The 15,044-nt window shown below is 71.3% G+C and carries 10 protein-coding genes and 1 pseudogene; 8 read left to right on the top strand and 3 right to left on the bottom strand.

Translation table 11 applies throughout. The features are described from left to right. Positions 1–115 precede the first annotated feature (115 nt). Together ACFWFZ_RS02190 and ACFWFZ_RS02195 are read left to right on the top strand one after the other, a co-directional pair. A complete protein-coding gene (locus ACFWFZ_RS02190; protein WP_387116272.1) occupies positions 116–3,970 on the top strand; it encodes a CDP-glycerol glycerophosphotransferase family protein in 3,855 nt (1,284 codons plus the stop codon). Beyond that, the gene (locus ACFWFZ_RS02195; protein ID WP_387115240.1) at positions 3,963–5,483 is read left to right on the top strand and encodes a hypothetical protein; all 1,521 of its coding nucleotides are present in this window, start codon (positions 3,963–3,965) and stop codon (positions 5,481–5,483) included. Before ACFWFZ_RS02190 ends, ACFWFZ_RS02195 begins: the two co-directional genes overlap by 8 nt. On the opposite strand, the gene ACFWFZ_RS02200 is transcribed toward ACFWFZ_RS02195, so the two are convergent. Continuing rightward, the gene (locus tag ACFWFZ_RS02200; RefSeq protein ID WP_387115243.1) at positions 5,467–6,426 is read right to left on the bottom strand and encodes an endonuclease/exonuclease/phosphatase family protein; all 960 of its coding nucleotides are present in this window, start codon (positions 6,424–6,426) and stop codon (positions 5,467–5,469) included. The genes ACFWFZ_RS02195 and ACFWFZ_RS02200 overlap by 17 nt on opposite strands. Positions 6,427–6,727: 301 nt before the next feature. Then, positions 6,728–6,916: pseudogene (locus ACFWFZ_RS02205) on the bottom strand (MerR family DNA-binding transcriptional regulator); the annotation flags it as partial. A 72-nt stretch (positions 6,917–6,988) separates the two neighbouring features. Here ACFWFZ_RS02205 and ACFWFZ_RS02210 point away from each other — a divergent pair. From ACFWFZ_RS02210 to ACFWFZ_RS02220, 3 genes are all read left to right on the top strand, one after another. Then, positions 6,989–7,951, top strand: coding sequence for an aldo/keto reductase family oxidoreductase (locus tag ACFWFZ_RS02210; RefSeq protein ID WP_387115246.1), 963 nt, complete (start codon positions 6,989–6,991; stop codon positions 7,949–7,951). Between the two features lie 107 nt (positions 7,952–8,058). Further along, positions 8,059–8,856, top strand: coding sequence for an MBL fold metallo-hydrolase (locus ACFWFZ_RS02215; protein ID WP_387115249.1), 798 nt, complete (start codon positions 8,059–8,061; stop codon positions 8,854–8,856). Between the two features lie 295 nt (positions 8,857–9,151). After that, entirely contained in the window at positions 9,152–9,325 is a 174-nt protein-coding gene (locus ACFWFZ_RS02220) for a hypothetical protein (RefSeq protein WP_158879779.1), read from the top strand. Positions 9,326–9,347: 22 nt separating this feature from the next. Here ACFWFZ_RS02220 and ACFWFZ_RS02225 read toward each other — a convergent pair whose 3' ends face one another. Next, positions 9,348–10,628: an MFS transporter gene (locus ACFWFZ_RS02225; RefSeq protein ID WP_387115253.1), complete on the bottom strand. Its 1,281-nt coding sequence runs from the start codon at positions 10,626–10,628 to the stop codon at positions 9,348–9,350. 76 nt (positions 10,629–10,704) lie between these two features. Here ACFWFZ_RS02225 and ACFWFZ_RS02230 point away from each other — a divergent pair, with 76 nt between their 5' ends. From ACFWFZ_RS02230 to ACFWFZ_RS02240, 3 genes are all read left to right on the top strand, one after another. After that, positions 10,705–11,772 (top strand): AI-2E family transporter, encoded by a 1,068-nt coding sequence (locus ACFWFZ_RS02230; RefSeq protein ID WP_387115256.1) that lies wholly within the window; start codon positions 10,705–10,707, stop codon positions 11,770–11,772. After that, entirely contained in the window at positions 11,762–13,789 is a 2,028-nt protein-coding gene (locus ACFWFZ_RS02235; protein WP_387115259.1) for a prolyl oligopeptidase family protein, read from the top strand. The genes ACFWFZ_RS02230 and ACFWFZ_RS02235 overlap by 11 nt, the downstream gene beginning before the upstream one ends. A 389-nt stretch (positions 13,790–14,178) precedes the next feature. Further along, a complete protein-coding gene (locus tag ACFWFZ_RS02240) occupies positions 14,179–15,027 on the top strand; it encodes a class I SAM-dependent methyltransferase (RefSeq protein ID WP_387115262.1) in 849 nt (282 codons plus the stop codon). The last annotated feature ends 17 nt before the right edge of the window (positions 15,028–15,044 follow it).

Raw genomic sequence — 15,044 nt, forward strand, 5'->3', positions numbered from 1 at the left:
GAGCGTGCGGGGAGCGGTGGTGACCGGATTCTGGGGCGGGTCTGGCGGCATGCCGCAGCAACTCCCAACACGCCGTGAGAAGTGTGTCTATCGAGGAGTTTGCTGAGTGGCAGGTATGCCCCGCCTGAGCGTCGTCGTGCCCTTCCAGGACGTCGAGATCTACCTCCAGGAATGCCTGGAATCGATAGCCAGGCAGACGTTCCGCGACCTTGAAGTGATCATGGTCGATGACGGCTCGACCGACTCCTCGACCGCCATCGCCGCCGACTTCGCCCGCCGGGACCCGCGCTTCCGGCTGTTGCGCCAGGAGGCGAGGGGTCCGGGCCACGCCCGCAACGTCGGCATCCGTGCCGCCCACCCCCAGGCGGAGTTCCTCGCGTTCGTCGACGGCGACGACGTCATACCGGAATACGCCTACGAGTTGCTCGTCCAGACCCTCGAAGCCTCCGGCTCCGACTTCGTCTCCGGCAACGTGCAGATGATGAACTCCACCAAAAAGTGGCAGTCCCCGCTGCACAAGGCGCCCATGCGTGCCAGCAAGCGCGGCACGCACATCACCAAGCTGCCCGACCTCATCTACGACCGCACGGTGTGGAACAAGCTGTTCCGGCGGTCCTTCTGGGACTACCACTACATCGCCTTCCCCGAAGGCGTCATGTACGAGGACTCCTGGGTCAACATGTTCGCCCACTTCCGGGCAGCCAAAGTCGACATCCTCACGGACATCGTCTACTTCTGGCGCCGGCGCGAGGGCGGCGCCGCACCCTCCATCACCCAGCGGCACACCGAGTTCAGCAACCTCCAGGACCGCGTCGCCGCCGTGCAGTCGGTCAGCCGCTTCCTCGCCGGCCACCGGGCGAGGTCCTACTCCGACCACAAGCGCAAGTACGATCTCGCCTGCCTGAAGTCGGACCTGATGCTGCACCTCAAGGTGCTCCCCGACGCCGACGAGGAGTACCGGGACGCCTTCATGCGGTGGGCGAACGACTTCCTGGACGAGGCCGACGCCGACATCATCCACGAACTGCCCGCCGACGCCCGCGTCAAGTGGCTGCTCGTACGCGAAGGCCGCCTCAAGGAACTGCTCGACGTCGTCGAGTTCGAGCGCAAGGGTGGGCCGATGCCCGTCCAGCGCCGCTTCCACCGCTACCTCAACTACCCCTATCTCGGGGACCGTTCGGTAGGCATTGACAAGAGCGCCTACCGACTGGACAAGGAGCTGTCGCTGCACGGCTCGCTGAGCGGCGCGCAGTGGGACGACTCCGACCATCTGATCCTCGAAGGATCCGCCTACGTCCGCTTCATCAACGTGCACAAGCGGCACATGTCGATGAAGGCGATCGCGCTGCGCAACAAGAAGCAGGGCCGTGTGGTCGTCGCCAAGGCGAAGACCACCTACTATCCGCAGGCTACCGAGTACTCCAACCAGAGCCGGTACTGCTACGACTGGTCCGGATTCCAGGTCCGCTTCGACACGACCCGTCTCAAGCGCAAGGGGGAATGGGTCGAGGGGACCTGGGACGTGGCGGCCGGCGTGCTGAGCCGCGGCCTGTTCCGCTACAAGGGGATCGTCAGAGGCGGAGCTGGAAGCGCGGCCAACCCGCCCTACCGCTACGTGGACAAGAACACCCGTGTGGTGCCCCTCTTCATCCAGGGGAAGCTCAAACTCCGTGTCGAGCGGGTCCGTTGCCGCATCACCCAGCACCGCATGGTCGGCGACCACCTCGAACTCCGCGGTGTCTACCTCGGTCCCAAGCTCCCAGAATGGGGCAAGTTCCGTGTGGCCAGCATGGGAGGGGCCGGTCGGCACGACGCCTGGGTCCAGTTCAAGCAGGGCGGCGAGGGCTGGTACGGCTTCGTGACCCGCATCCCAGCCAAGGCCCTCGTCCCCGGCCACCGCACGAACTCCTCCGACGGGGTTCCGGAGACCTGGAACACCGGCGCCAACGGCTGGAAGACCACCCTGCACGTCGAGGGACGCAAGGCCCCCATCTACCCCGTCATGGCGGAAGAGGCCGCCGATGGCCACTACCGGCTGCCGGCCGTGCTGCAGACCGAGGGCGGGGACCGCGAGGTCTTCGTGCACCGCAACGGCTCCGGCTACGTGGTGCTGTTCGAGCGCGACACCCTGCCGCTGGCCAAGACCGCGACCTGGCACCAGGACGGCTCCCTCGAAGTCGTCGTCGGCTACGCCGCGCAGGACAAGCTCGACGCGTCCGAGTACGCCACGGCGCACGTCGTCGTACGCTCCCGCGCCCACGGTGCGGAGCGCACCGTCCCGATCACCTGGCACGGGGACGACTTCAGCTTCGTCGTCACCCCCGCCGCGATGCGCACCCTGGCAGGCGACATACCGCTCGCTGCCGGCCGCTGGGACTTCTTCCTGCGCCGCCAGGACCCCTCGGCCGTCGACCCCGAGAACCGCTCCGGCGACCTCATGGTCAAGATGACGCAGGACCTGATCCCCACCCTGCCCCGCGACATGACCAGTGACGAGCGGCGCTACGAACTCCAGGCGGAGGCCTACGACCGGCTCTCGCTCCTGGTGCACTCGGCGATGCCGGACGAGGCCCGCGGCCCGTACCGGCAGAAGCTGATGCGCACCAAGACCTACCCCGACGCCCGGCGCAAGCCGGTCACCGCCGCCGTGCTCTTCGACGCGTTCAAGGGCACCCAGTACTCCGACAGCCCGCGCGCCCTGCACGAGGAGATGGTCCGCCGCGGCACGGACCTGGAGCACCTGTGGGTGGTGCGCGACGACCAGGTCGCCGTCCCGCCCACCGCCCGCCCCGTCCGCATGTGGTCCCCCGACTGGTACGAGGCCATGGGCCGGGCGAAGTACATCGTCGCCAACAACCACCTGCCCGACTGGTTCGAGAAGCGCGACGGGCAGGTGGTCGTACAGACCTGGCACGGCACCCCGCTCAAGCGCATCGGACACGACATCGAGGCCGTGCACTTCGCCGACAAGCGGTACCTGGAGCGCGTGGAGAAGGAGGTGCAGAACTGGGACATGCTGGTGTCCCCGAACAGCTTCAGCACCCCGATCCTCAAGCGGGCCTTCCAGTTCCCGGGCGAGATGGTCGAGAGCGGCTACCCGCGCAACGACATCCTGCGCCGCGCGGAGCCGGGACGCGCGGCGGAAGTGCGCCGGCGCATCGGCCTGCCACCGGGCAAGAAGGTCATCATGTACGCGCCGACCTGGCGCGACGACCAGTTCTACGCGCCCGGCAAGTACAAGCTCGACTTCCGCATCGACCTCGACGACGCCCGGGCCCGCCTTGGCAACGACCACGTCCTGCTCGTCCGGCGCCACCCCAACGTGGTGGACCCGGTGCCCGGAGCAGGCGACGGCTTCGTCTTCGACGTGTCCGACTACCCGGACATGGCGGACCTGTCCCTCATCGCCGACGTGATGATCACGGACTACTCCTCCCTGATGTTCGACTTCGTCAACACCGGGCGCCCGATCCTCTTCTTCACCTACGACCTGGACCACTACCGGGACACCCTGCGCGGTTTCTACTTCGACTTTGAGCAGTCCGCGCCGGGTCCGCTGGTCTTCACGTCCCCCGAACTGATCGGGGCGATCCGCAACATCGACAGCATCCAGCACGGCTACGCCGCCCGCTACCGCTGGTTCCAGCAGGAGTTCTGCGACCTCGACGACGGATACGCCTCGGCCCGGCTGGCCGACCGCATCCTCATCGCCGGAGGAGACCTCGACCCGGCACGGGCCCAGGCACCCGCCGTGGGCACGGTCGGCGGCCGCGCGCCGGATCACGCAGGCCGCCTGGGTCACACAGGCCACCCGGGTCACACAGACCACACAGGCCACCCGGGTCATGGCCAGGGAGGGCACCCGGGCCAGGCGGGCCACCCCGCCGGCCAGGCCGGGACCTGGAACCGAGGCGCCCTCGGCCAGGTGCCGCGCCAGCCGGTGAGAAGGATGGATTCCGAGCATGTCTGAGGCAGCTCAGAAAGCGCGCCGCGTCTTCAGCGGCGTGGACTGCTCCGGGCCGGTGCCCGTCGAGTACAGGTTCTCCCACGCACGGAACGGCAACCGCCACCTGGTTGTCGTCCTCTCGCACCGTCATGCGCCCGGCGGGTACGGCTGGGCGAACGGACAGCTGGAGGACCTCCGGTCGAACATCCTCTGGGTGCGGGACCTGGTCGACGGTGCCAACACCTATCACCTGTGCAGGGGGATGGACTTCTCCCTGGAGCAGTCCGTCGCCGGCCTCGTCTCGCACGTCATGAACGCACTGGCCCTCTCGCCGGACCAGGTGACCGTGTTCGGCACATCCGAGGGCGGCAGCGCGGCACTGTTCTTCGGACTGAAGTACGGCTTCCGGAACATCGTGGCCGGCACGCCGCAGTTCCGCATCGGCAGCCGTGTCAGGGAGAGCAACCCCGACGCGGCCCGAGTGATGATGGGCGAGCCGACGGACCAGAACGTCCGCATCCTCGACTCCGTCCTGCCCGACCTCGTGGGCAGCGGGGTCAACCCGTCGGCCAACATCTACGTCCTCACATCCCCCCGCGACACGCAGTACCAGCAGCAGATGGAACCTTTCCTCGGGCACTTCCAGGGACGCGAGAACTTCAACTTCGTCTACAACGAGTCACCCCTCATCACCGACGCCGGGAAGGTCACACGGCACAACCTCCCGGCCCTCATGGGGCTGCTGAACCTCCTCGTCGACGGAATCGCCCCACGGATCGGCATGGTGCGCAACGGCTACGAGCAGCCGAAGCGGGACACGTCCGCCATTGACACCTACCTCACGCGGACCTCGCAGGTGCGGGGCGACTCCTTCCCCAAGCCGGTCGTCCACACACCCGCACCTGGGGAACGGCTACCGGCGAACACCGTCCGCTTCAGCGGCACCGCCGTCGGCGCCGTGCGTGTCAGCTTCTGGGAGGAAGGCAAGTACCGCGGCACCGCGCCCGTCGCTCCCGACGGCACATGGATCTGGGAGCGCACCGACCCCTGGCCCAAGGGGAAGCACACCATCCGGCTCTTCGCCGCTGACGCGAACAACTACCAGACCAAGCGCTCCGAAGTCGCCTTCACGGCCGTCGAGCACGTGTACGCGGCCACGCCCGAGTACGCGGCCACGCCCGAGTACGAGCCGGCCCCCCAGCTGTCGATGCCGGCGCAGCACCTCGTGCTGACGGTGACCGCACCCGCCCCGCACCAGCAGGTGCCCGGTCCCGCCGTCGGCTTCGCCGGGTACGCTCCCGGCGCCGTCCGCGTGGACTTCCACGAGGGCGGAGCGGCCCTGGGCGCGTGCGAGGTGCGGCCCGACGGCAGCTGGATGTGGGAGCCGGGATGGCCCTGGAACGACGGCGACCACTTCGTCGAAGCCATCGCCGTGGACGCCGTCGGCAACGTGTCCCCCTGGGCGGCGGTCCCTTTCACCAAGCTGGGCGGGTACCCCGTGCCCGCCCAGGACGTCTACTTCAACTCGGCGTACTGACCCCGGGCGTCGCAGGGGCCGTCTCCGCGGGGCGGCTTACCCGCATCACCAGGGGCCGGTGGTCCGACGCCTTGGTGTCCACCACCTCGCAGCCGGTGCGGGGGAGCGCGGTGAAGAGGTAGTCGATCTTCGAGCTGTCGGCCTGGGTGGGGCGTCCGGTCCGGGACTCGCCCTTCTGGTCGCACTCGCGGTAGGTGGTGTATGCCTCCGACGGCCAGATCCAGGCGGAGGTGTTCGCCTTGCCCACCGGCGGCGGGGAGTTGAAGTCCCCGCCGACGACCGTACGTTCGTCCGTCGAGGCGGCGGCGAACAACGAGCTCAGCTGGTCGTCGCGGAAGTCCCACTCGGGGTGCTCGTTGTCGCTCTCCCGCAACGAGAGGTGCGCGTTGCACACCCGCAGCCCCTGCGCCGGAACACGGGCGCACAGGATCCCCCGGTGCAGCCCCACCGTCGGCTGCTCGGTCGGGATCACCTCCACGTCCGTCAGCCGGGAGGCGGCCAGCAGTGCGAAGCCGGCCCGCCCCCGCCCCTGTCCGGTGCACTCGACGGCGGAACGCCTGCCTGCGGAGTCCACCTCGGCGTACGGCTCGAAGACCGACTGCCACTCCGGGCCCAGGCGCAGGGCCGAGGACGACAGGTCGTCCGAGCACACCTCCTGCAGCAGCAGCACGCGTACGCCGGAGTCGCCGATCAGGTCGCGCAGCTGCTGGAACTTGTCCTTCGGGCTGCCCGTGCGCTCACAGTTCCACTGCCGCACCCCGCACATGTTCCAGGTCGCGACGGAGACCTCGTCCGGCTTCGCGGGACCCAAGCCCGCACCGGCGACCGAGGCCGGCGCCTGGGCGGACGTACAGGCCACCGACGTCAACAGGCCGAGGGCCGTCGCCGTGCGGCCGAACCGGCGGCGGATCGACCGCCACCCGGTCTCCTTGTGCTTCTGCATTCCGACATCATTGGGTATCCGCCGGTCAGCCGCCCCACCGCCCCCGGTCCCAACCGTTCCGGATCACCGCCGGAGCACGATGCAGGGCGCGCCATCGGCAGACGCCCGACGAACGCCGCTGAACAGCAGAATGGCCGGCCCCCGCTCGTCCGCGTACGCATCGAACCTCAGGCGGCGGCGCGCCTTCATGGCACCGGTCCCTCGCCACGGTCGCCACCGCTGTGGGCGAGGGCGCTGGTGAACCAGAAGCGCACAGGGGCGAGAGTCGGCGAAGCGGGCCAGCCGTTGACCGTCGCCAGGAGCCGAGATCGCGCAGGGTGCGGGCCAGGTCCAGGCGCGCGAGTGCGTCGGGGCCGTAGAGCCGGTAACCGGCAGGGCTCCGCCCGGTCGGCGGGACGATGCCCTGGTCGGAGTAGAACCGGATGGTCTTCACGGTCAGCCCGGTCCGGCGCGATAGCTGTCCGATGGAACAGAGAGTGGAATAGGGCATGTCGATGTCCATGCCCCCACCTTGGTGTCTCCCCCCACGGGAGACTCAACCGGGAACCCGTAGGGTGGCGTGGTGACGAACGACGGCGTGGGCATCGGTGACGACGACCGGGTGCTGTACGGGTGCATGGGCCTCGGTGGGAGCTGGAACCCCGGACCGTACGGGGCCGGCGACATCGACGCCGCCGAGGCGGCCGTCGAGGCCGCCCTCGACAGCGGGATCACCGTCTTCGACCACGCCGACATCTACCGGCACGGCAAGGCCGAGGCCGTCTTCGGCGAGGTCCTCGCGCGGACGCCCGGCCTGCGCGAACGCATCACGCTCCAGACCAAGTGCGGGATCCGGCTCGGCGACGAGGACCGCCCGGGCATGTACGACCTGCGCGGGCAGACCATCACGCGCCGGGTGGAGGAGAGCCTCACCCGGCTGCGGACCGACGTGATCGACGTACTGCTGCTGCACCGCCCCGACCCGCTGGCGGACGTGGACTCCGTCGCGTCGGCGCTGACCTCCCTGCACCGGCAGGGCCTCGTACGGCGCTTCGGCGTGTCCAACATGGGCGCCGCGCAGATCGCCCACCTCCAGGCCCGGTTGGACCAGCCGCTCGTCGCCAACCAGCTGGAGATGAGCCTGCACAGCCGCGACTGGGTCGAGGCCGGGGTCCTCCTCAACACGGCCGCGTCCGCTGCCAACGGATTCCCGTTCGGCACGCTGGAACACTGCCGCGACCACGGCATCCGCCTCCAGGCCTGGGGCGCGCTGGCACAGGGCAGGTACACGGGCCGACAGCAGACGCCGGCCGAGCGGGCCACGGCCGAGCTGCTGGCCGAGCTGGCCCGGCGCAAGGGGACGACGCCGGAGACGGTCCTGCTGTGGTGGCTGATCCGGCATCCGTCGCGGATCGCGCCGGTCATCGGCACGGCCCGCCCCGACCGGATCCGCGCCTGCCGGGACGCGGCCGTGCGTGAACCCGACCTCACGCACGAGGAGTGGTACGAGCTCTGGGGCACGGCCCGCGGTCTCCCCCTGCCCTGAGCCCGACGCCGCCCGGAGCGGACCGGCAGTGCCCCCGCGCGCGGGGGCGCCAGGACGGCGCCACGATGGAAGGAGGACCCGAACCCCGCAGAGCTGTGGAGATCGCCATGAGCACGCACAAGGTGGGACCCGAGACCACCGTCCTCGCGGACTGCCTGGAGGTTCCGGGACTCGGATTCCTCCCCGTCAACGCGTTCGTGCTGCATGCCGAGCAGCCGGTGGTCGTGGACACCGGCCTCGGTCTGCCCGACCGGGACTTCCTCAACGTGCTCGGGTCGGTGATCGATCCCGCCGACGTGCGGTGGATCTGGCTGACCCATCCCGACCGCGACCACACCGGGGGACTCTTCGCCCTGCTCGACGCCGCTCCCGAGGCCCGCCTGGTGACCACGTTCCTCGGCGCCGGGATCATGTCCACCGAGCGGCCGCTGCCCATGGACCGGCTGTACTTCCTCAACCCCGGACAGACCCTGGACGTGGGCGACCGTACGCTCCACGCGTTCCGGCCGCCGTTGTTCGACAACCCGGCCACCGTCGGCTTCTACGACGACCGCTCGCGGACCTGTTTCAGCTCGGACTGCTTCGGCAGCGTGATGCCCACGGCGGACATGGCCGTGAGCGGCGACGTCGCGCAGCTGCCGGCCGAGGAGCTGCGGGCGTCCCAGCGGCTGTGGGCGAGCGTGGACAGCCCCTGGGTGCAGCTGGTGGACCCGGATCGCTTCCTGGCCACCGTGGATCCGCTGCGCTCGATGGATCCGCAGACCGTCCTGTGCACCCACCTGCCACCGGCGGTGGGGCTCACCCCGCAGCTCCTCGACACCATCGCCGCGGTCCCCGGCCTCGACCCGTTCACAGGACCGGACCAGGCTGCCCTCGAACACATGCTCGCCACCTTCGAACCCTGAGGCCGGCGGTGTGCGGGGCGGTGGTCGCAGGCCCGGGCCCCCTTCGGGCGACCGACGCAGGGCTGTCGTCGGCACGCGTCAGCACGCCGATCCTGCGTAACCCGTACGACGTCCTGCGTCCCCGCGGGGTGACGGGGGCCGCCCGGGGGCGGCGCCCCGTCCCGGTTCCATCGCTCCCGCCGCGTGGTCACCGGACCCGATATTCATCCGTACTTGCGGGTACTGCGGCCGAATGCCGCCGGATTTGATAGTTCTGGACAGGTCCGGTGTGAGAAACCTGCGGGAAGGACAGGGCATGTTCGATCTACTACGCCCGGAGACCGTCATGTGCCCCTTCTGCAAGGCCACCGCCGCCGACGGCGCGGTGCGCACGCTGCGGACGGGCACGGGCTCCCTCTCGGTGACCTGGCACGCCCTGAACTGCCCGCACTACGCGGCCGACCGGATCCTCGCCGAGAAGGAGGGCTGACCGCGCCCGCACCCGGCCCGCGTCACACCGGCTCCGCCTCCCGCGCGGCCCGGCGGCGCAGCGCGTCCTCGTCGGTGTCCGCGTCGTACGAGATCAGCTTCGGCAGCAGCGCGGCCAGCACCGCCACCGAGGCCACGCAGGCCAGACCGCCGCTCCAGAAGGCCGGCCGGGTTCCCGTCCAGCCGGCCATGGTGCCCGCCCGGACCTGACCGAGCTGCGGTCCCACGCTGTACGAGAGCACCTCGATGCCCGCGAGCCGGCCGCGCAGCTCCTCGGGGATCGTCTGGTTCCAGATCGTGGAGCGGCCCAGCCCGCTCAGCATGTCGGCCGCGCCCGCCACGGCGAGGCAGAGCAGCACCAGCCAGATGCCGGGCGACACGCCGGCCGCCGTGATCGCCAGGCCCCAGACCGCGGCCCCGAGGACCACCAGCAGCCCGTGCCGGCGTACCCGGGACACCCAGCCGCTGGTCAGCCCCAGCACCATCGAGCCCGCCGCCCCGGCCGCGTACATCAGACCCAGCGCCCATACGGCGTCCAGCTCGTCCGCGAGGAACGGGAAGATCGTGTGGGGGAAGGCGAAGAACATCGCCGCGAGGTCCACGGCGTACGTGCCCAGCAGCACCGGCCGGCTCCAGGCATAGCGCGCGCCCTCGGCGATCCCGCGCAGCGACGGACGCTCGGCGCCCTCGACGGGCGGGGCCGGACTGAGCCGCGAGCACAGCACCACGGAGCCCAGGAGACCCGCCACGGTGACGGCATAGGCCGAGGCGTGACCGGCGTAGGCGACGACCAGGCCGGCCAGCGCCGGGCCGACGATCGCGCCGAACTGGTAGCGCAGGCCGTTGAGCGCTGCGGCGGCGGTCAGCTGGTCGTGCGGCACGATCCGCGCCATCAGCGAGTCCAGGGCCGGCCGCTGCAGGCCGGCGAGAGCCGACACCCCCGCGGCGACCACGTACAGCGGCCACAGCAGCGGGTCGGGCAGCAGTGCGTTCACCAGGAGCACCAGGGCCAGCACTCCGAGCCCCGCCTCGGTCAGCAGGATCATCCGCCGCCGGTCGACCGCGTCCGCGAGCGCGCCCCCGTACAGCCCGAAGACCACCAGAGGGACCAGCTCCACCGCGCCCATCGCGCCGACGGCCAGCGGAGATTCCGTCAGGTGCTTGATCTGCAGCGGCAGCGCGATCATCGCCATGAAGGAGCCGAAGTACGTCACGGTCCCCTGGTAGAAGAGGAGCCGGAAGTCGCGGCTGGAACGCCACGGGGCGAGGTCGGGCAGTACGGCGCTCAGCCGGGAGGTGCTCACGGCAGGCCATCGTGCGCCGCCGCCGACGATCCGGGCAAAGGGTTTTCTTCAGGGCCCGCCGTGGCACCCATGGACCATGCCGCCGGTGTCACCGTTCCTGCGTACGGCCGCGTCGTACGCTTGGCGCCTGCTGGTCGTCGGCGCCGCCGTCTACGTCGTCTTCGCCCTGCTGGGCCGGTTCCACGAGATCGCCGTCGCCGTCTTCCTCGGCCTCGTCGTCACCGCGCTGCTCTGGACGCCGACCCGGCGCCTCGCCACGGCCGTGCCCCGCACGATCGCCGTCGCCCTGACCCTCCTCGGCAGCGCGCTGCTCCTGCTGGGCGTGCTCACCCTGGTCGGCGAGGCCGTGGCGGGGGAGAGCACGACCCTGGCCCGCGAGTTCCGCGAGGGACTCGCCAGCATCGAGACGTGGCTGGAGAAGCCGCCCTTCCGGCTGAACCCGCAGGCGCTCTCCGACGTCCAGTCCCGCATCGGCGAGTACCTCGGCAGCCACCGCTCCACCGTCCTCAGCCAGGCGGTCAGCGGAGCCGGCCGGCTCGTCCACGTCCTCACCGTCCTCGCCCTCGCGGCCTTCTGCTCCTTCTTCTTCCTCCACGGCGGCGACCGGCAGTGGGCGTGGTTCTGCGACCAACTGCCCCAGACCGCGCGGGAACGCGTGACGATCGCCGGGCGCGCGGGCTGGCGCACCTTCACCGGCTACACCCACGGCATCGTGGTGGTCGCGGCGACGAACGCGGTCCTCGTCGGGCTGGCGCTGTACTTCCTCGGGGTCCCGCTGGCCGTACCCCTGGCGCTGCTGGAGTTCTTCGCGGCCTTCGTCCCCCTCATCGGATCACCGGTCGCGCTGGGGGTGGCCGCGGTCGTCGCCCTCGCCGCGAAGGGGCCGGTCGTCGCGGCGATCGTCGCCGCGCTGATCGTGGTCATCGGACAGATCGAGGGCCATCTGCTGCACCCGCTGGTGATGAGCCGGGCGGTCCGCCTGCACCCGCTCGTCGTGGCGATCTCGGTGGTCGCGGGCGCGATCGCCGCCGGAGTCGTCGGCGCCGTGGTCGCGGTCCCGCTGGTCTCCGTCCTCTGGTCGGTCCACTCGGCCCTGCGCGACGCCCGCCGGCCGCTTCCTGCACAATCGCCTGATGAGCGATGAAGACCCCTATCTGTGGCTGGAAGACGTATCCGGCGAGACCGCCCTCGCCTGGGTCCGGGAGCGCAACGCCGAGACCGTGGACGCGCTGACCGGCGACCCCGGCTTCAAGGTGCTCGAACAGGAGATGCGCGAGGTGCTGGACGACGACGGGCGGATCCCGTACGTCGTCCGCCGCGGCCCCCACCTCTACAACTTCTGGCAGGACGCCGACCACGTACGCGGCCTGTGGCGGCGGACCACCCTGGAGGAGTACCGCACGGACCGCCCGGCCTGGGAGGCCCTCCTGGACCTCGACGCGCTGGCCGAAGCCGAAGGGGAGAAGTGGGCCTGGGCAGGCAGCAGGGTCCTGGCGCCCGAGCACCACCGCGCCCTGGTCCGGCTCTCCAGGGACGGCGCCGACGCCTGCGTCGTGCGCGAGTTCGACCTGGAGACCCTGGAGTTCGTCACCGACGGGTTCACGGTCGCCGAGGCCAGGACGCGGATCGGCTGGATCGACCACGACCGGGTCTGGATCGGGACGGACTTCGGCCCCGGCTCGATGTCCACCTCCGGCTACCCGCTCCAGGTCCGCCGCTGGCGCCGCGGTACGCCCCTCGCAGACGCCGAGCTCGTCTACGCGGGCCGCCCTTCGGACCTGTCCGCCTCGGGCTGGCACGACGACACCCCCGGCTTCGAGCGGGACTTCGTCCACCGGCAGATCGACTTCTGGAACCAGCAGCTGTTCCTCCTGCCCGAGGACGCCGCCGGCCCGCCCGTGAAGATCGGCGTGCCGGACGACGCCGACGCCTGCGTCCACCGGGAGTGGCTCACCGTCACCACCAAGACGCCCTGGCTCGGCCACCCCGCGGGCAGCCTGCTCGCCTTCGACTTCGCAGCGTTCCAGGAGGGGGCGCGGGACGCCGAAGTGCTCTTCACCCCGGACGAGCACACCGCGCTCGCCGGATACAGCTGGACCCGCAACCACCTCATCCTCAGCACCCGCGCCGACGTCTCCTCCGCCATGGAACTGCTCACCCCCGGCCCGGACGGCTGGAGCCGCGTGCCGCTGCCGGGCCTGCCGCCCCTGTCCACCGCCTCGGTCACCTGCACCGACCCGGACGTCGGCGACGAGTACTTCCACCACGTCTCCGGCTTCCTCCAGCCCCCCACCCTCTACCGGGGCACGGCGGGCGGCGAGGACGACAGCGAGCCCGTCAAGCAGAGCCCGGCGCTCTTCGACACCGCCGGTCTCACCGTCAGCCAGTTCTTCGCGACCTCCGCCGACGGCACCCGGGTGCCCTACTTCGTCGTCGGACCCGAGGAGCGCTCCGGCCCCGGACCCACCCTGCTCTACGGGTACGGCGGCTTCGAGATCTCCATGGTCCCCTCCTACAGCGCGGTCACCGGCCGCGCATGGCTCGCGCGCGGCGGCACCTACGTCGTCGCCGGCATCCGGGGCGGCCACGAGTACGGGCCAGGCTGGCACCGGGCGGCCCTCGGCGCGAACCGGGTCCGGGCGTACGAGGACTTCGCGGCCGTCGCCCGGGACCTCGTCGCCCGGGACATCACCACCGCGGCCCAGCTGGGCATCGAGGGCGGCAGCAACGGCGGCCTGCTCATGGGCGCCATGCTCACCCGCGAACCGGAACTGTTCGGCGCGGTTGTCGCGCACGTGCCGCTGCTGGACATGCTCCGCTTCCACAAGCTGCTCGCCGGCGCCAGCTGGATCGCCGAGTACGGCGATCCCGACGACCCGGCGGACCGGCCCCACCTGGAGGAGATCTCCCCCTACCACCGGATCCGGACGGACGGGCCCGCGTACCCGCCGCTGCTCCTGCTCACCTCCACCCGCGACGACCGGGTCCATCCGGGGCACGCCCGCAAGATGGCCGCGCGGCTGCGCGAGGCCGGGCATCCCGTGCTCTTCCACGAGCACATCGGCGGCGGCCACGCCGGTGCCACCGACCACCGGCAGACGGCCTTCAACGAGGCCCTCGTCCACACCTTCCTGTGGGAGCGGCTGACCCCGTCGAAGTGAGCGGCGGGCCAGGTGCGCGCGCGGCGCACCCGGCCCGTCTCACGCGGGTCCGCGCGGCGGCGCGGCGGCGGTGTCCGGAGTCCGCCCCGGGGAGGAGGGCCACGCCGGCGATCGGCACGACGAAGCCCGGCAGGACCAGGGCGCACCGCGGGTGCTGCCGCGCCCGACGTTCGGCGGCCGGCGATGTCGCGAGCAGAGAGCATCTGCCAGCGCGGGGGGCCCGCCCAGTGGTACGGCGGACGAACGCCGAGGAAACACCGGGTGGCCGGAGCAAGGCACCTCGGGGGCGCCGCGCAGACATCCGTTCGGGGGATTCGGGGCGCCAGTCGCCGCCGAATCCGCTTCCGTGCTCCACGATCGGCGGGTGCACCACCGCCAGGGAGGACCCCATGAGCACCCCGTTCGCGTCCGCCGCCCCCTACTACGCCCGCTACCGGCCCCCGTACCCGCGGGAGTTCCACACCCTGCTCGCGGACCGCTTCGCGCTCGACGGCTCACAGACCGTCCTGGACCTCGGCGCCGGCCCCGGCACGCTCAGCCTGCCCCTGGCCCCCCTGGCCGACCACGTCTACGCGGTCGACCCGGAGCCGGCGATGCTCGCCGAGGGGATCCGGCTGGCCGAGGAGCGCGGCCTCACGAACATCTCGTGGCTGCGCGGCGACGACGCCGCCGTCACCCGGCTGTGCCTGCCCCGGATCGACCTCTGCGTCATGGGCAGGTCCTTCCACCGGATGGACCGCGGACGGGTACCGGCCGACCTGGACGAGGTGCTCGCACCCCGGGGCGGGATCGCCGTCGTCACCTCCCTGCACCGGCCCGGTGACCCGCGGCCGGCCTGGCTGACCGTCGTCGAGGAGGTGCGCGCCCGGTTCCTGGGAGGTGTCCGCGAAGGAGCGCCGGGTCCCGTCGGGCGGACGGACCTGAGCGGACACGACCCGGGAACCGGGGCGCGCCCGGCGGACGAGGGGGCCGACTGGGACGATCTGGTCGAGCGTCTGGCGAAGTCGCCGCTCTCCCGCGTCGAGACCCACCAGTGGGACCAGCCCGTCCGCCGTACCGTGGACGAGGTGATCGGCCTCCAGCTCTCCCTCCCCGCCACCAGCCCGGCCGTGCTGGGCGACCGCATGGCAGCCTTCGGGGCGGAACTGCGCCGGGCCCTGCTCGACCACGACCCCCGCGGCACGTACGACCGGACCCTGCGGATCGGGGCCGCCCTCGCGACGAGGCCGCGGCGCTGACGGCGCCCGGCCGCGCC

The organism is Streptomyces sp. NPDC060232 (assembly GCF_042726555.1).
Taxonomy (GTDB): Bacteria; Actinomycetota; Actinomycetes; order Streptomycetales; family Streptomycetaceae; genus Streptomyces.